This is a genomic window from Thalassobaculum salexigens DSM 19539 (genome assembly GCF_000423805.1).
Taxonomy (GTDB): domain Bacteria; phylum Pseudomonadota; class Alphaproteobacteria; order Thalassobaculales; family Thalassobaculaceae; genus Thalassobaculum; species Thalassobaculum litoreum.
The window spans coordinates 2,244,170-2,261,970 of sequence record NZ_KE384093.1; the positions used below are offsets into that span (position 1 = coordinate 2,244,170).

General features: G+C 67.9%; 12 protein-coding genes. 4 read left to right on the forward strand and 8 right to left on the reverse strand.

Annotated features, from left to right (window positions below; all coding sequences use genetic code 11):
- Positions 1 to 45: 45 nt before the first annotated feature.
- Positions 46 to 1,479, reverse strand: a complete 1,434-nt coding sequence (locus G578_RS0114920; protein ID WP_028794914.1) for a malonyl-CoA decarboxylase domain-containing protein — start codon at positions 1,477 to 1,479, stop codon at positions 46 to 48.
- 95 nt (positions 1,480 to 1,574) lie between these two features.
- The gene (locus tag G578_RS0114925) at positions 1,575 to 3,164 is read right to left on the reverse strand and encodes a peptide chain release factor 3 (RefSeq protein WP_028794915.1); all 1,590 of its coding nucleotides are present in this window, start codon (positions 3,162 to 3,164) and stop codon (positions 1,575 to 1,577) included.
- A gap of 154 nt (positions 3,165 to 3,318) precedes the next feature.
- Here G578_RS0114925 and G578_RS28515 point away from each other — a divergent pair, with 154 nt between their 5' ends.
- Positions 3,319 to 5,121 (forward strand): adenylate/guanylate cyclase domain-containing protein, encoded by a 1,803-nt coding sequence (locus G578_RS28515; RefSeq protein ID WP_051244821.1) that lies wholly within the window; start codon positions 3,319 to 3,321, stop codon positions 5,119 to 5,121.
- Here the strand turns inward: G578_RS28515 and G578_RS0114935 are convergent.
- Positions 5,114 to 6,148 carry a Gfo/Idh/MocA family protein gene (locus G578_RS0114935; protein ID WP_028794916.1) on the reverse strand — a complete coding sequence of 345 codons (1,035 nt, stop codon included), beginning with the start codon at positions 6,146 to 6,148 and terminating at the stop codon, positions 5,114 to 5,116. The two genes, G578_RS28515 and G578_RS0114935, sit on opposite strands and share 8 nt — an antisense overlap.
- An 83-nt stretch (positions 6,149 to 6,231) precedes the next feature.
- On the opposite strand from G578_RS0114935, the gene G578_RS0114940 reads away from it, so the two are divergent.
- A complete protein-coding gene (locus tag G578_RS0114940) occupies positions 6,232 to 8,757 on the forward strand; it encodes a mechanosensitive ion channel domain-containing protein (protein ID WP_028794917.1) in 2,526 nt (841 codons plus the stop codon).
- 271 nt (positions 8,758 to 9,028) lie between these two features.
- On the opposite strand, the gene G578_RS0114945 is transcribed toward G578_RS0114940, so the two are convergent.
- Positions 9,029 to 10,654, reverse strand: coding sequence for an acyl-CoA synthetase (locus G578_RS0114945; protein ID WP_028794918.1), 1,626 nt, complete (start codon positions 10,652 to 10,654; stop codon positions 9,029 to 9,031).
- A gap of 94 nt (positions 10,655 to 10,748) precedes the next feature.
- Entirely contained in the window at positions 10,749 to 10,886 is a 138-nt protein-coding gene (locus G578_RS29580; protein ID WP_156907334.1) for a helix-turn-helix domain-containing protein, read from the reverse strand.
- Positions 10,887 to 11,108: 222 nt separating this feature from the next.
- On the opposite strand from G578_RS29580, the gene G578_RS0114955 reads away from it, so the two are divergent.
- Both G578_RS0114955 and G578_RS0114960 read left to right on the forward strand, forming a co-directional pair.
- Positions 11,109 to 11,489: a hypothetical protein gene (locus G578_RS0114955; protein WP_028794919.1), complete on the forward strand. Its 381-nt coding sequence runs from the start codon at positions 11,109 to 11,111 to the stop codon at positions 11,487 to 11,489.
- Between the two features lie 93 nt (positions 11,490 to 11,582).
- Entirely contained in the window at positions 11,583 to 12,242 is a 660-nt protein-coding gene (locus G578_RS0114960; protein WP_028794920.1) for a DsbA family oxidoreductase, read from the forward strand.
- Between the two features lie 49 nt (positions 12,243 to 12,291).
- Here the strand turns inward: G578_RS0114960 and G578_RS0114965 are convergent, their stop codons facing one another.
- The 3 genes from G578_RS0114965 to mfd form a co-directional block, all read right to left on the reverse strand.
- Positions 12,292 to 13,251, reverse strand: coding sequence for an ABC transporter transmembrane domain-containing protein (locus G578_RS0114965; protein WP_038014227.1), 960 nt, complete (start codon positions 13,249 to 13,251; stop codon positions 12,292 to 12,294).
- Between the two features lies 1 nt (position 13,252).
- Entirely contained in the window at positions 13,253 to 14,077 is an 825-nt protein-coding gene (locus G578_RS0114970) for a formate/nitrite transporter family protein (protein WP_028794922.1), read from the reverse strand.
- A gap of 219 nt (positions 14,078 to 14,296) precedes the next feature.
- The gene (gene mfd / locus G578_RS0114975; protein ID WP_156907336.1) at positions 14,297 to 17,794 is read right to left on the reverse strand and encodes a transcription-repair coupling factor; all 3,498 of its coding nucleotides are present in this window, start codon (positions 17,792 to 17,794) and stop codon (positions 14,297 to 14,299) included.
- Between the last annotated feature and the right edge of the window lie 7 nt (positions 17,795 to 17,801).

Here is a 17,801-nt window from a genome sequence, read left to right on the forward strand (position 1 = left end):
CGGGGGGCGCCGGTCCGTGGGCGCAGATCGGCCCCTGGGCGGAAATCAGCCCTTGGACAGGCTGCGGATCTGCGAGGACTGGGCGATGCGCCCGTCATCGGTATAGGCCTCGTGGTTGTCGTCGATATCGGCCAGCCGGTAGAGGTAGTTGATCATCATGCCGCAGGACTGGCGGAAGCCGTTGGCCGAGCGGTCGCCCAGCCAGTTCAGCCGTTCCATGCGCGCGCCGTTCGACAGGTGGAAATGCGCCACCGGGTCGCCTGCGCCGTTGCCGCTCCGCCGCTTCTCCGTCGTCAGGTAGCGTGCCGCACCGCGCATCAGCGGGCCTTTCAGCGCCTCCGACAGTCCCTCGTCGTCCCACCAGCCGTCGACGCCCAGGCCGGCCCTGATCAGGTCGAGATCGGACACGTCCTTGCCCGGCTCCAGCACCTGGACCAGGGCCTTGCGCTCGGATGCGGTCAGCGACAGCCCCTCGCCCTCCTCCAGCCGGGCATTGAGCCAGCGGCGGTAGCCCGGAATCGGCGACAGGGTGGCGAAGGTCTTCAGGTTCGGCATCTCGTTCTTCAGCACGTCGACGACGCGCTTGATCAGGAAGTTGCCGAAGCTGATCCCGGCCAGCCCGCGCTGGGCGTTGGAGATCGAATAGAAGATCGCGGCGTCGGCGTTCCTCGGATCGCTGGACGGCGCATCCTCGTCGAGCAGGGTCTGGACGTTGTCCGACATGCCGCTGACCAGCGCGACCTCGACGAAGATCAACGGCTCGTCCGGCATGTTGGGATGGAAGAACGCGAAGCAGCGGCGGTCGCTGTCCAGGCGGTTCTTCAGATCCTCCCAGGAGCGGATGGCGTGCACCGCCTCGTAGGCGATCAGCTTCTCCAGCAGGGCGGCCGGCGCGCTCCAGGTGATGCGCTTCATCTCCAGCAGCCCGACGTCGAACCAGGCGGCCAGCAGATCCTTCAGGTCGCCGTCGAGATCGGCCAGTTCCGGTGTCTCGCGGGCGAAGGGGATGAGTTCGGCGCGCAGGTCGACCAGGAACTTCACCCCTTCCGGCAGGGCGGTGAAGCGCCGCAGCAGGGTGCGCCAGCGCGGAACCAGCGCCGTCCGCAGGGACCGTTCGGCCCGTCGGCGGCCTTCCTCGTCCTTGGCCTCGCGCAGCTTGGCGATGGCGGTGTCGACCGCCACGTGGTCGGCGCCGAACTCGGTCGCCAGCAGCGACAGGAAGCGATGGCGTCCGGTCTGGTTCAGGGACAGATAGGACCGACCCAGATCGGCGGCCCGAACCCGGGCCGTGACCTCGCCGCCCTTGTCCGACAGGCAGTCCGACATCTGGCCCCGGATCTTCTCAAGATCGTCGGTCGGCAGGTCCGGGCGCGGCGCGCCGGTCCAGTAGTGGCGGGTGGAGACGGAGATGTCCTCCCACGCACCGCGGAGGTTGCGCAGGGTCCGGTCGAGAAAACTTTCAACGGTCGCGTCGCTCATGGCCGCAGCATGCCTCCAACCCATAATCCCGACAACACACTTAACCCGCGGCGCTATGCGATTTTATGACGCCCCGATCCGGTGCGCCGGAGCGCTCAGGTCGCCGGCTCCTTGGTGGCCAGCAGCCGCAGCTTCGGCCAGGTCTCCGCCGTGTGGTTCAGATGCCACCCGTTGCGGGCCAGGAAGACCGGGTCGCCGTCATGGTCCTCGGCCAGATCGCCCTGGTGGGCGTCGATGAACTTCTTCAGCTCCGCCGGATCGTCCGCCGCCAGCCAGCGCGCGGTATGAAGACCCGCGGTCTCGAAGGTCACCGGCACGTCGTACTCGGTGCGGATGCGATCGGCCAGCACCTCGAACTGCAGGGCGCCGACCACGCCGACGATCCACTGGCTGCCCAGGCGGGTCTTGAAAGCCTTGGCGGCACCTTCTTCAGCCAATTGCTCAACGGCGCGCGACAAGTGTTTCATTTTCATGGGATCCGTCGGCCGGACCCGTTGCAGCAGTTCCGGGGCGAAGCTGGGGATCCCCTTCACGTGCAGGTCCTCGCCCTCGGTCAGGGTGTCGCCGATCCGCAGGTTGCCGTGGTTCGGGATGCCGATGATATCGCCCGGCCAGGCCTCCTCCGCCACCTCGCGGTCGCGGGCGAGGAACAGCACCGGGTTGTGCATGGTCATCATCTTGCCGCTGCGCACGTGCTTCAGCTTCATGCCGCGCTTGAAATGGCCGGAGCTGAGCCGCACGAAGGCGATGCGGTCGCGATGCTTGGGGTCCATGTTCGCCTGGATCTTGAAGACGAAGGCCGAGACCTTGTCCTCCGCCGGGGAGATCGAGCGCTCGACCGCCGGCTGCGGGCGCGGCGAGGGCGCGTAGTCCGCCACCCCCTCCAGCAGCTCGCGCACGCCGAAATTGTTCAGCGCGCTGCCGAAATAGACCGGCGTCATGGTGCCCTGTCGGAACGCCTCCAGGTCGAATTCCGGGCACAGGCCGCGCGCCATCTCCACCTGTTCGCGCAGCTCGGTCACCAGATCGGCCGGCAGCAGCTCGTCGAGCTTCGGATCGTCCAGACCGTTGCACTGGATGCCCTCGGCCGGGCGGTCGTTGTTGCCGCGCTCCACCAGGATCAGCCGGTCGTGGATCAGGTCGTAGCAGCCCTTGAAGCGCTGCCCCATGCCGATCGGCCAGCTCGCCGGGGTGACGTCGAGGGCCAGGGTCTGCTCGACCTCGTCCAGCAGCTCGAACGGGTCCCGGCCCTCGCGGTCCAGCTTGTTGACGAAGGTGACGATCGGCACGTCGCGCAGGCGGCAGACCTCGAACAGCTTGCGGGTCTGCGCCTCGATGCCCTTGGCGGCGTCGATCACCATGACCGCGCTGTCGACGGCGGTCAGGGTCCGATAGGTGTCCTCGGAGAAATCCTCGTGGCCCGGCGTGTCCAGCAGGTTGAAGGTCCGGCCCAGATATTCGTAGGTCATCACCGAGGACGCCACCGAGATGCCGCGCTCCTGCTCGACCTTCATCCAGTCCGAGCGCGCACGCCGGCGCTCGCCGCGGGCCTTGACCGCGCCGGCCAACTGGATCGCGCCTCCGAACAGCAGCAGCTTTTCGGTCAGCGTCGTCTTGCCGGCGTCCGGATGCGAAATGATCGCAAACGTGCGGCGCCGGTCCACTTCCTCGGCCAGGCTGGGCATGGACATTTCCGCTCGGTGTAGAGACCGGCGCTAGATAAACCCCGGGCGGGCTGTCATCAAGTAAAGGCTCGGCCATCGCCACGCATAGGCTCGGCGCCGACCGCAACGGCGTGGGGCTGGACGGCGCGCTGTCGGGCGCTTATGGACGTATCCGATGTTCTCGCGCAAAAAACCCGTACTGCGTCCGCGCAGCGTTCCGATCGCCTGGCTGCTGCTCGGCGGGGTCGGCACATTGGTCACCCTGTCCCTGGTGATCGTCCTCGCCACCGGCTTCATCGCCGCCGGCCGGAACACCGTCGACCTGATCCGCGAGCGGGTGTCGGAGGTCATGGCCGTGGTCGCCACCCGCACCGCGACTCACCTCCGCCCGGCCGAGGATCATGCCCGTGTCGTCGCCGACATGATCGCCAGCGAGAATTTCGATTTCCGCTCCGCCGATATCGACCGGATCCGCCTGACCATGGCCGCCATGCCGCAGATCCGCGGCACCGCCATCGTGCTGAAGGACGGCCGCACGATCCGCGTCGGCCGCAACGATCTGGTCGCGCGCGGGACCTGGAAGGATCTCGGGATCACCCCGGAAGGCTTCGAGGCCCGCACCCGGGTCGACGGCGTGACGTGGAGCGACCCGGTCTGGGCCGCCGATATCGGCCACGCCATCGTCGTCGCCCAGTATCCGATCCGGGCCAATGGCGAGGTGCTCGGCTTCGTCGCCAGCGGCATCACCACGGGCGACCTCTCCACCTTCCTGGCCCGGCTGTCCAGCCCGTCGGTCCGAGCCTTCCTGCTCGACTCCAGCAACCATGTGGTCGCCCACCACGACCCGCACATCAATCGGTTCGACGAGCACCGCAGCGCGACGCCGACCGCCGAGGAGCTGGGCGACGAGGTGCTCGCCGCGTTCATCCGCGGCGATTCCCGCGACACCAGCCTGCTGCGCGGTCTGGAGGGGCTGAAGACCGCGATCGTGGAGGTCGACGGCGTCGAATACGCCATCATCACCCAGCATCTTCCCGCCGTCCTGCCGCTGGAATGGACCGTAGGCGTTGCCGCGAGCACCGAGAGCTCGGAGATCCTGTTCACCCGGCTCTACGCCATCCTGATCGCCGGCGGCGCCGTGCTCGCGCTCACCCTGTTCCTGCTGTGGCGGGTCGCCCAGTCGGTGCGCCAGCCGGTCACCGCCCTGGCGCTCGCCTCCGACAGCATCCGCCGCCTGGATCTGGACTCCATTCCTGACGCGCCGGAGACCACCGTCGCCGAGCTGCGCGACGCGTCCGCCGCCTTCCACAGCATGGTGGGCGCCCTGCGCTGGTTCGAGATCTACGTGCCGCGCCGCCTGGTCAAGCGGCTGATGGACGCCTCCCAGACCGACGGCTTTCCGACGCGCAGCCGGGAGGTGACGGTGATGTTCACCGACATCTCGGGCTTCACGACCCTGTCGGAGAACAAGGGCGCCGGCGAGATCTCCGAGCTTCTGAACGCGCATTTCTCGCTGGTCGCCCGCTGCGTGGAGGCCGAGGACGGCACCATCGACAAGTATATCGGCGACAGCGTCATGGCCTTCTGGGGCGCGCCCAGCCGGCAGGAGGATCACGCCGCCCGCGCCATCCGGGCCACCCAGGCCATCGCCAGGGCCGTGCACGCCGAGAACGAGGTGCGCGCGGCGGCCGGCGAGCCGCCGGTCAGGATCCGCATCGGCCTGCATTCCGGCACCGTCGTCGTCGGCAATATCGGCGCGCCGGGCCGGATCAACTACACCCTGGTGGGCGACCCGGTGAACGTGGCCAACCGGATCGAGCAGCTCGGCAAGGAGGTCGATCCGCAGGGCGAGGTGGTGGCGCTGGCCAGCGCGGTGACGGTCGAGGGCGCCGGGGATCCGCCCGCGGCGGCGCAGAACCTGGGCGACCGCACCCTGCGCGGCCTCTCCCACCCGATCGGGATCTGGCGGCTCAGCTGACGGTCCGGACGTCCAGCCGGCGTCCGGCCTCGCTGGAGCGGTAGGCCGCGTCCACCAGTTCCATGTTGCGCAGATAGGCCCGGCCCTCGTTCTGCGCCGCCGCGCCGGCGCGCCAGGCCTCCACGATATGGGCGTTGGTGGCGAAGACGCAGTCGCCGCCGAAGCCCCGGTTCTGCCAGGCATAGCCGTGTTCCGCCTCGGTCCCGCCATGGGGTTTCCAGTGCAGGCCTCCGGACCCGTCGAGCCGCAGCACGCCGCCCTCGCCCTCCAGCCACATCTCGCCCATGGTCAGGCGCGTGTTCTCGGCGACGTGGTCGTTCAGCCGGTTGCCGTCCACCAGCCCGGTCGCCGCGGTCTCGAAGCCCAGCAGAATGTAGCCGGCATCCTCGCCGGCGATCGCCGGATTGATCCGCCGCAGGTCGGCATAGAGGGTGGCGACCTCGCCCATCAGCATGCGGAAGGTGTCGATCAGGTGCACAGCGGTCTCGTGCACCAGGAAGCGGTCCATTTTCTGGAAATAAGGTTGCCGGTCGAGATAGGCGCGCGGCCCCTGCCCGTCCCCCGGCCGCATCCGGAAGGCGACCGAATGCAGCGCTCCGAACCGGCCCCCGTCGATCAGCCGCCGGGCCTCGCGGAACCAGGGCTGGAACCGGAAGTTCTCGTGCACCGCCAGCCGGATCCCGGCGGACTCGGCCTCGTCCACCAGCCGGCGCGCGGCCTCCAGGTCGGGCGCGAGCGGCTTCTGGCAGATCACGTCGATCCCGCGCGCGGCGCAGAGCGCGACCAGCGGCGCATGGGTGGCCGGCGGGGTGACGATGTCGACAAGGCTTGGACCGGTTTCGTCCAGCATCCGCGCCACGTCGTCGAACACCGTGGCGGCGGGATGATGGGCCGCGCGCACCGCCTCGGCCTTCGCGGGCTCCCGGTCGCAGACCGCGACGACCTCCACGCCCGGCATCCGGGCCCAGGCCTCGTGATGAAACGCCGCGAAATAGCCGCAGCCGACGATGGCGATCCGATCCGTCATCCGCCTCCCCCTTTTCTTGTTGCCGCCCAGGCTCGTCCAGACGCCGCTTGTGCGCAAGCGCGTGCCATGGCACATCGCCCCCTATGTTGCGCTCCGCCTTCCTTGTCGGCTCCGTCCTTGCGGCCGTGGCGTGGAGCCTCGCAGCCGGGAACGTCCACGCCCAGCCGGCCAGCCCCCCCTCCACGAGCAGCCTGCAGGACACCATCACGCGCTCGCTCGGGCCGTCCCCGGCGCCCGACACCGACCATGTCCTGGAAGAAACCGACGGCGATATCGCGCGCTGGGAACAGGCGCTGGAGGTGTTCCGGCTGATCGGCGGCCGCGCCGATCTCAGCCAGGAGCAGCTCGCGGTCATCCGTACCCAGATCGTCGACACCAAGGCGGTGATCGAGGAGCGCCGGCGGCAGCTCGACGCCCAGATCTCGCAGCTCCATGCCCAACTCGACTCCCTGGGCCCGCCCCCCGAAGACGGGCTGGAGCCGGACGCGGTCCTGCGGCGACGCGGCGAGCTGACCGAGCGCATCCGCGAGGTCGAGGGCCGGCACAAGGAGATCGGCCTGCTGATCGAGCTGGCCGACCAGCTGGTCGAGCAGATCGGCGTCGCCCGGGTCGCGGAGCTGCGCGAGCGGCTGTTCACCCAGTATCCCACGCCGCTGCGCCCGGAGGTGCTCCTGACCGGGCTGCGCGACGGGCTGGACGTGCTGGCACGGATCATCTCCGCCCCGCTCATGGATCTGAGCCGGGGACTCGAGCGCAGCCTGTCGGCGCTTCCGCCGCTGATTACGGTGACGGTCATCGCCCTGGCGGTCTGGCTCGCCTCCCTGTTCTGGCTGGAGCGCCGCTTCGGCCCCCATGGCGAGCCGACGTCCTATTCGCGCAGGGTGCTGGCCGCCATCGTCGTCGCCATCTCGCGCGGACTTGCTCCGGCCGCGCTGATCGCCGCCCCGGTCTTCGTGATCGAACAGCTCGCGGTCACCTCGGGGCTCGCCACCATCGTCCTGGTCTCCGCCCAGGAAGCGCTGGTGCGGTTCCTGCTGCTGACCGGACTGATCCGCGCCGCCCTGGCGCCGCACAACACGCCCTGGCGCCTGCCCGACATTCCGGACGAGTCGGTCTCGGTCATCTGGCGCCGGTCGCTGATCCTGCTGACGACCCTGCATGTCGCGCTGTTCCTGATCGAGGTGGCGCAGAACCTGAACATCTCGCCGGAACTGCGCTCGGGCTTCGCGCTCGTCTTCAGCGTGCTGATCGCCACCAACCTGCTGGCCCTGTTGCGCCGGGACTATTGGGAACCGCAGGCCCAGGCCGCCGACGGGGAGGACGAGTCCGACGACGCCCGGACCGGCATCGATCCGGGCACCGTGATCCGCTGGCTCCTGATCCTGGTCGCCGTCTCGGGCGTCGCCTTCGCCCTGATCGGCTACAGCGAGGCCGCGATCTGGCTGCTGTCCAAGCTGATCGACGTCAGCTTCCTCGCCCTGGCCCTGATCATGGCGCGCGGCCTGGTACGCGACCTCGGCGGCATCGTCGACGACCCGACCACCCGCGCCCATCGCTGGGTCCAGCGGATCGCCGGCGCCAGCGACGCGGCGATCACGCGCACGATCTTCTGGTTCAACATCCTGATCGACCTGGCGACCTTCGCCGGCGCGATGCTCGGCATCGCCCTGATCGTCGGGATGAGCGCCGGCGATCTGTATCTGATCGTGATGCGGGCGCTGGAGGGGTTCGATGTCGGCTCGGTGCGGATCTCGCCGGGCAGTCTGCTGGCGGGACTCCTGGCCTTCTTCGTCGCCCTGGTGATCACCCGGATGATCCAGCGCGGCCTGGTGCGCCGGATCTTCCCGCATACCCATATCGATTCCGGCGTGCAGCACTCGGTTACCGCCGGCATCGGCTATATCGGCGTGACCCTGGCGCTGCTGACCGCGGTGGCGACGGTCGGTTTCGATCTGTCCAATCTGGCGCTGATCGCCGGTGCGCTGTCGGTCGGTATCGGCTTCGGCCTGCAGGCGATCGTGAACAACTTCGTCTCCGGTCTGATCCTGCTGGCGGAGCGGCCGATCAAGGTCGGCGACTGGATCAAGATCGGTGCCTTCGAGGGCACGGTGAAGCGCATCAACGTGCGCGCCACCGAGATCCAGACCTTCCAGCGCTCGGAAGTGATCATCCCGAACTCCGAGCTGATCACCTCGGCGCTGATCAACTACACCCACAAGGACAAGTACGGCCGCATCGACGTCGCCGTGCCGGTAAGCTACGGCGAGGATCCGAAGAAGGTGGGCGACATCCTGCTCGACGTCGCCTCCGAACACCCGATGGTCGCCACATGGCCAGAGCCGTACCTGTATTTCCACGGCTTCGACGACGTGGCGATGCGGCTGCAGCTCCGGGTCTATCTGATCGACATCAACAACTTCCTGACGGTGACCAACGATCTGCATTTCGGCGTGGCCGAACGCCTGCGCGCCGCGGGCATCGCCTTCCCGCGCCCGCACACCGACACCCGCCTGCGCCGCGACGACGTGCAGGACCGGATGCTCGGCCCGGTGCCGGCGGACCGCGATTTCGACCATCAGGCGCCGAAGGGCGGCGAGATGGACAGCTAAAGGTCTGGGTGCGCTGCCCGGCCCGTCGACGCGCTCCGGCCTTGAGCCGGCGCCGCTCAGGGCGAGGGTATCGGTAGTGTTAAATATCCGTCATCCCACGATCGGCCGGGATGACGACTGGATTTATGAGATGACCTCACCCTGAGAAGCCGCTGGACTTGATCCAGGGGAGCGACCTATCGAAGGGTCGCCGCTGCGACAACCGGCTGTCCGCTGCGAACCCAGGTCGGCGGGTCTGGAAGCCGGTCTCGGCAGCCATGACCGCCCTCCCCTACATCGCGACCGCCTGCTCCCGCAGCACGAACTTCTGGATCTTGCCCGTCGAGGTCTTCGGCAGGTCGGTGAAGACGATGGTCTTCGGCACCTTGAAATGCGCCATGTTCTCCCGGCAGAAGGCCACCACCTCCTCCACGGTGAGATCGGCGCCCGGTTTCGGGGTGACGAAGGCGCAGGGCGTCTCGCCCCACTTCTCGTCCGGCCGGGCGACCACGGCCGCCTCCATGATCTTCGGGTGGCGGAACAGCACGTCCTCCACTTCGAGCGAGGAGATGTTCTCGCCGCCGGAGATGATGATGTCCTTGGAACGGTCCTTCACCTCGGCATAGCCGTCGGGATGCATCACCGCCAGGTCGCCGGAGCGGAACCAGCCGTCGACAAAGGCCTTGGCGGTGGCGGCCGGGTTCTTCAGGTAGCCCTTCATCACCGTGTTGCCGCGGATCGCGATCTCGCCGATCGTCTTGCCGTCGCGCGGCACGTCCTCGCCGGTCTCCGGGTCGACCACGCGGAACCCCTCCAGGGTCGGATAGCCGACGCCCTGGCGGGCCATCTTGCGGGCCTTGTCGTCGAGCACCAGCTCGTTCCATTCCGGCGGCCAGGCGCAGATGCCCGACGGGCCGTAGGTCTCGGTCAGCCCGTACAGGTGCATGACCTTGAAGCCCATCTGCTCCATGCCGGAGATCACCGCACTCGGCGGGGCGGCCCCGCCGGTGCCGATCCAGATCTCATGGTCGAAGCGGCGCTTCACCTCGTCGGGCGCGTGGATCAGCATCGTCAGCACGATCGGCGCGCCGCACATATGGGTGACCGTATGCTCGCCGATCAGCTCGAAGATCAGCTTGGGATCGACCTTGCGCAGGCAGACATGGGTGCCGCAGGCCGCCGTCACGCCCCAGGTGAAGGTCCAGCCGTTGCAGTGGAACATCGGCAGGGTCCACAGATACCGGGAGTTCCGGTCGACCTGGAAGGCGATGGCGTTGCCCATGCCGTTCAGGTAGGCGCCGCGGTGGTGATAGACCACGCCCTTGGGATCGCCCGTGGTGCCCGACGTGTAGTTCAGGCAGATCGCCTGCCACTCGTCCTTTGGCCAGGACCAGGCATAGTCCGGGTCGCCTTCCGCCAGGAAAGCCTCGTAGTCGCACGCGCCCAATGGGTCTCCGCTCTCGGCCAGGATGTCGTCGATCCACACGACCGTCGGCGCGCCCTCGGACTGGGACAGGGCGTCGGCCATGACGCCGGTGAACTCGCGGTCGACCAGCACGACCTTGGCGGCGCCGTGATCCAGAATGAAAGCGACGGCAGACGCGTCCAGGCGGGTATTGATCGCGTTCAGAACCGCGCCCGCCATCGGCACGCCGTAATGCGCCTCCAGCATAGCCGGCGTGTTGGGCGCCAGGATCGCCACCGTATCGCCGGTGCCGATCCCGCGCCGCACCAGGGCGGAGGCCAGGCGCCGCGCCCGGGCATAGGTCCGCGCATAGGTCTGGCGCAGGGTGCCGTGGATCACCGCCACCTTGTCAGGATAGGTGTGGGCGGCCCGAGCCAGGAAATCGCTCGGTGTCAGCGGTGCGTAGTTCGCCGGGCGTCGGTCTAGGTCGCGGTCGTAGATCGAGTCGGTCATTGGCAGTCGTGTCCTTGACGAGCGGGTCCTTGGCGAGCGGGACTTAACCATTTCCGTGGGCCGGGCAAACGTCAAGCGTGCGATCGGCTCCTGCCTACCGCGCGAGCCCGCAGGCCGGACTGCGGGCGATCCAGGCGACGACCCCGGCCTTGTCCGTCGCTCCCAGCTTCGCCTGAAGGTTCTTCAGGTGCCAGCGCACGGTGCTGATCTTGGTGCCGCGCGCCTCCGCCACCTCCGACAGCGGCCGGCCGGCACAGCGAACAGCACGGCCTGCTCGGTGGCGAAACCGAACCGGGGCCTGCCCGCCAATGTGCAGCAGTGGATCGCCAATGCGCCGCGCAGTGAGCCGCTGGCGTCCCGCATATCCCGTCCCTTTCGCGCAGTCCCCGAGTCCCGAGCGAGGTCGCGCCGCAGAGCGTGATCCGCAAACCGGTCTCGTTGTCAGGAGGTTCCTATGAAGAAAACGATGATCGCACTCGGGCTCGGTCTGACGATCTGTCTCGCCGCTCTGGTCACCGCCCCGGGTGCCTGGGCGTGCGATATCTCGAACAGTCACACACACCCGATCGGTTCCAGGGACTTCGACCGTATCGCCGCGTCGACCAGCCGGGCACTTCGACAGGCCTACGACAACGAAACGTGCACCATCCTCGACGGCGGTCATGCCGGCGGATCCGAATGTGTTGCCGGGTCTGGAAACCTTCACACCACGGTGAGTGCCGGTAACAGGACGTATCATGTGTTTGACCACATGGTGGACAACAACGACAACGTGGTGACCAGCAACGGACGCTACTTTACGACCGATCGGAAGAACGGCCCTATCGTTCGCTGACCCGGCACGTACCGTCCGTCAGGGCCGCATACTCCCCGGCCCCATCGCCATAGATCGGTTGTATGCGCCGGGGGTGCACGTTAGGGTCTGTTCATGCGTATCGACATTTTCTCCGACGTCGTCTGCCCCTGGTGCTTCATCGGCAAGCGCCGGCTGGAGCGAGCCCTGGCCCAGCGTCCGCAGGAGCAGGTGGAAATCCACTGGCGCGCGTTCCAGCTCAATCCCGACATGCCGGTTCAGGGCATGCCGCGCCAGACCTACCTGCAGACCAAGTTCGGCGGGCCGGAGCGGGCGGCGCAGATCTACGAGACGATCCGCGAGAACGGCCGCAAGGAAGGCCTCGACTTCCAGTTCGACAAGATCGGCACCACGCCCAACACGGTTCGGGCCCATCGGCTGATCCGCTTCGCGTCGGAACGCGGCGCGTCGGACGCTCTCGTGGAGCGCCTGTTCACCGGCTATTTCTACGACGGTCAGAATATCGGCGACGTGGAGACGCTGGCGGACATCGCCGCCGAGGCCGGGCTCGACCGGGACGAGGCGATCGAGTTCCTGAACAGCAACGAGGCCGTGGCCGACGTGCTGGCGGAAACCCGCTTCGCCTACGAGAACGGCATCAACGGCGTGCCCTGCTTCATCTTCGACCGGCGCTATGCGCTGGCCGGCGCGCAGGAGCCGGAGGCCTTCTTCCCGCTGTTCGAGCTGGTCCAGAACGAAGCCGCCGCCCGGCCGGCCGCAGCCAACACGGCCTGACCGCCCGACCGTTTACCCGTTACGCCCGTCTCCTGTTACGCCCGCCCTGTTACGCCCGCGTGTCCATCCAGCTGGCGACCTTGTCGTGCTTCACTTCGGTCTGGGCGTAGGTGCGGTAATAGTTGATCAGGTCCCGCAGCGGTTCCGCCATCCGATTGAACCCGGAGATGAAGGCGACGATCACGCCGACCTCGGTCTGGCCCTGAACCACCATCCAGCCGCCGAACCCGAGCACCATCAGAGGGGCGGCGGCGTTCAGGAAGTTCAGCGCCACCTTGCCCAGGAACTTCCAGACGAAGAAGCGCATGCGGTTGCCGAACACCCGACGGATGTCGTTGTCGGTGCGCATCTGGTCGTCGGCGTCGTCAGACCGTTCGGCGACGTCTTCGCTCAGCGACCGGATCAGGTCGATCCGCCTGTCGACCAGGGCGTTCAGTTTGCGCTGGATCACGGGGATCAGGACGATCTGCGGTCCGAGGAAGACCACGCTGACCAGCGCGATCATCGGCTCCACCGTCACCATGTAGATAACGATCGCCAGCAGAACCCCGACCTGGGCCAGCGGGTCGGAGATCCCGTCTCCCACGAAGCCGCCGATCGCCTCCAGCTCGTGGTTGACGATCGACACCGCCGTGCCGCCCTGCCCGTCTCCCGTCGGCTGGCGGCCGTGCAGGTCGATGATGTGCCGGCGGCAATAGGCGATGACGCTCTCCGCCAGCCAGCCCTGGTAGATCCGCAGGGTGAACTTGACCCCGGCATTGAGGGTGATCACTCCGAGATAGATCAGCGCCAGGATCATCAGCAGATCGGCGTTCCCCTGGCTCAGCGCGTCGTCGATGATGCGGCGCTGCAGCTCCAGCGGCACAACGGTGAGACCCGCGACCATCAGCGCCAGCGCGCAGGCCGGCAGCTGGTACCAGCCGCTCATGCGCCACATGAACGACACCAGATTCGATGCCGGCCGGTCGTCGCCCGTCCGGTCGATCCGCTTGGGCCTGCTCAGAAACACCTCAGATCTCCTGGTATACCTGTCCGTAGGAAATGAACGCGAACAGGACCGTCCCGCCGATGACATTGCCGATCAGAGCCGGCAGGAAGAACCCGAAGACCGCGCCCGACAGGGTGATGTTGTCCACCATCACCAGGGCGGCGATCTCCATGGTGCCGGCGATCACGTGGGAGAACTCGCAGAGCGCGATGACATAGGTGATCACGAACACCGCCATCAGGCTGGCGCCCCGGCTGTTGGCGTTCACCCAGACCAGTGCCGCCACTAGGAAGCCGGCGCCGACCCCTTTGGTCATGGTTACGAGGAACCCGCCATCGACCGAGTGCCGGCCGAGATCCACCACGGCCTCGCGCATCTCGGGAGGGATCGAGGGCAGCAACATCAGGAACGCGGCGAAGATCACCACGCCGACGATGTTCGCCGTCAGCACCACGCTCCAGTTGCGCGCGAGCGCCAGGAAATTCCGGCGGGTCGGCGCATGGCAGATCGGCAGCACGGGGGTGATGGTGTTCTCGGTGAACAGCTGAAGGCGTCCGAGGACGACGATGATGAAGCCGACCGTATAGCCCATGTCGCCGAGTAGGGAGGCCCAGCTCGCCTCGCTGTCCAGCCTGCCCACCACCGCCGCTTCGGCGATGACGGAGAAGCCGATGGCCAGACCGGCCGCCAGGCCTGAAAACGCCAGAGAAACGGTCGGGCGGCTCAGCTCCTCCACTCCGTTGAGGCGCACGACCTCGAACATCTCGTCGGAGGAGAGCGGTTTCAGCGCGTCGATGCGCTCAGCGCTCTTTTCGGCTTCGTCCTGTTCCGTTCGCTCGTTCGTCATCCGGCCGCCCGCTCCCCAATCGGAATAACCCGTCAGATGATTCCGATTGGGGTCCCGTCAATGGTAAACCCGCGGGAAGCGACGACGGTTCCCCATTTAGACGGACGGGGGACGTCAGACCAGGAAACAGAATGGTGGCCAGATAGGGCCGCCGGAAGCCGGTATCGGTCAGCCGCGCCATATAGGAGTCCGGCGTCGCGAAGACCGGTGCGGCGACCATCAGGCCGCCATCGCGGCCAGTTCCTCCATCAGGCGCGTCAGGCCAAGCACCCGCTGCTCCGGCTTGTTCCAGGCCCGGCGGTAGACCAGCTTGTGATCCGGGCGGAGCTGCACGGACCCCGCCTGCTGCTGCATGAAATTCACCAGCTTCTGCGGGTTGGCGAAGGTGTTGTTGCGGAAAGCGACGATGGCACCCTTCGGGCCCGCATCGACCTTCTCGATCCCGGCGGAGCGGCACAGGCCCTTGATGGCGACCACCTTCAGCAGGTTCTCCACCTCCGGCGGGGTCGGCCCGAAGCGGTCGGCCAGCTCGGCGGCGAACCCGTCGATCTCGTCCTTGTCGACCAGCATGGCGATGCGGCGGTACAGGCTCATGCGCACCGACAGGTCGGGCACATAGGCGTCTGGGATCAGCACCGGCATGCCGAGGGCGATCTGCGGCGTCCAGGACGTGTCCTCGGCGACCGTCCCCTCGCCCGCGCGGGCCGCCTCCACCGCCTCGCGCAGCAGTTCCTGATACAGCTCGATGCCGACTTCCTTGACCTGGCCCGACTGCTCGTCGCCCAGCAGGTTGCCTGCCCCGCGGATGTCCATGTCGTGGCTGGCCAGCGAGAAGCCCGCCCCCAGCGTGTCCAGGGTCTGCATCACCTCCAGCCGGCGCTTGGCGATCGGCGGCAGGACCTTGGTCGGATGGGTGGTCAGATAGGCATAGGCCCTTGTCTTCGACCGCCCGACCCGGCCGCGGAGCTGATAGAGCTGGGCCAGGCCGAACATGTCGGAGCGGTGGATGACGATGGTGTTGGCCGACGGGATGTCGAGGCCGGACTCCACGATGTTGGTGGACAGCAGCACGTCGTAATTGCCGTCGGTGAAGGCCGTCATCACGTCCTCCAGCTCGGTCGGCGCCATGCGGCCATGGGCCAGGCCGATGCGCAGGTCCGGCACCAGCTTGATCAGCCGCTCGTGCACCCGGCTCAGGTCCTCGATGCGCGGGCAGACATAGAAGGTCTGACCGCCGCGATAGCGCTCGCGCAGCAGGGCCTCGCGGATGATCACCCCGTCATAGGGCATGACGAAGGTGCGCACCGCCAGCCGGTCGACCGGCGGCGTGGCGATCAGGCTCATCTCGCGCACGCCGGACAGGGCCATCTGCAGGGTGCGAGGGATCGGCGTCGCCGTCATGGTCAGGACGTGGACCTCCTTGCGCAGGTCCTTCAGACACTCCTTCTGGGTCACGCCGAAATGCTGCTCCTCGTCGACGATGACGAGGCCGAGATTGTCGAACTGGATCTGCTTGGACAGCACCGCGTGGGTGCCGACCACGATGTTCACGTCGCCTGAGCGCAGGCCCTCGCGGATCTCGTTGGCGTCCTTGGTTGTGACCAGCCGGGAGAGCTGGGCGACCCGCATGGGGAAGCCCTGGAACCGGTCGCGGAAGTTCCGGTAATGCTGGCGGCAGAGCAGCGTCGTCGGCACCACCACCGCGACCTGATAGCCCTGCCCCGCGGCGACCAGCGCCGCGCGCAGGGCCACCTCGGTCTTGCCGAAGCCGACATCGCCGCAGACCAGCCGGTCCATCGGCCGCGAGGACGCCATGTCCTCCAGCACATCGTCGATGGCCTTGAGCTGGTCCTCGGTCTCGGTGAAGGGGAAGCGGGCGCAGAACTCGTCATAGGTACCCGGCGGCGGGTACAGCGGCTCGGTCTTGCGCAGCTCGCGCTCGGCGGCGATGCCGATCAGCGCCTCGGCCATGTCCAGCAGCCGCTTCTTGACCCGGGCCTTGCGCGCCTGCCAGCCGGCGCCGCCCAGCTTGTCGAGCTGCGCCTTGGTCTCCTGGCTGCCGTAGCGCGACAGCACGTCGATGTTCTCGACCGGCACGAACAGCTTGTCGCCGCCGAGATATTCCAGGCGCAAAACGTCGTGCGGCGCGCCGCCGATCTCCAGCGTCTCCAGCCCGAGATAGCGGCCGATGCCGTGCTCGGAATGGACGACGTAGTCGCCCGCCTCCAGGGAGGAGACCTCGCGCAGGAAGTCCTCGCCCCGGCGCTTGCGTCGCCTGGACGGGCGGACCAGCCGCTCGCCGACGATGTCCGGCTCGGAGATGACGGTCAGCGCGCCCCGGCGGTAGCCGTGCTCCAGCGGCAGCACCGCCGTCGCCACCGTGGCCGGAGGCAGGGCCATCGCGGCCTGCAGGCTGGGAGCGGGCTCGATCGCGTCGATGCCGTGGTCGCGCAGCAGATGGGCCAGCCGGTCGCAGGAGCCTTCGCTGTAGCCGGCGACCACGACCCGGCGGCCCTTGCCGATCTCGTCCACCACCGCGTCGCGCACAGCGTCGTAGACGGCGGAGCCGCCGCGCGCGCGAGCTTCGGCCAGATCGACGCCGGACTGCGCGCCGAAATCGATCACCGCACCGTCTTCCGGCAGGGAGAACGGGGTGAAGGCGCCGACCGCCCGGTCGGCCATCAGCACCGACCAATCCGCCGGCGCCAGATACAGCGCGTAGGGGTCGAGCGGCCGGTAGATGCCGCCGGCCTCCGCCCCGCCGGCGCGCAGCATCTGCACCCGGGCGTCGTGATATTCCTGGATCTGCTCGAACCGGGCAGAGGCGGATTCCTCCGCCTGATGGTCCAGGGTAACCGGCGCGTCGCCGACATAGTCCAGCACGGTGCCCAGACTCTCGTGGAACAACGGCAGCCAGTGCTCCATGCCGCCATGACGCCGGCCGGCGGAGACCGCCTCGTAGACCGGATCGGCGGTCACCTCGGCGCCGAACCGGGAGCGGTAGCCGGAGCGGAAGCGCTGGATCGTGGTCTCGTCCAGCAGCACCTCGCCGACCGGCAGGAAGGCCACGCTCTTGCGCTTGCCGGTGGTGCGCTGGGACATCGGGTCGAAGCGCCGGATCTCCTCCAGGTCGTCGCCGAAGAAGTCGAGCCGCACCGGCTCCTCTGTTCCCGTCGGGAACACGTCCACGATGCCGCCGCGCACGGCGTATTCACCGGGCTCGCGCACCGTGTCGGAGCGGTTGTAGCCGTTGCGGGTGAAGAAGGCGGTGAGTTCGTCCAGTGGCATGGACTGGCCGACTTTCAGCACCAGGGTGGCGCCGTCGAAGAAGCTCTTGGGCGGCACCCGCTGCAGCACGGCGTTGACCGTGGTCAGGACGACAGTCGGCTTGGCGCTGCGCTTGCGGGCGGCGAGCCGTGCCAGGGTGTCGATCCGGCGGCTGACGATCTCGGTATTGGGCGACACCCGGTCATAGGGCAGACAGTCCCACGCCGGGAGTTGCATCACCCGCAGATCCGGGTCGAAGAAGGCGATGGCCCGGGCCAGGGCCGCGACGCGGGTATCGTCGCGCGCCACATGCAGCAGCAGGCCGCGCGCATTGGCGAGTGCGGCGATCGCCTCCGCGTCCACCCCTTCCGGGGCCGACGCGATGGCCACGCGGCCGACGGCGGTCGGGAAGTCGGCAAACAGCCGGTCGTGGTCGCCCACCATGTCCATGGGCCGG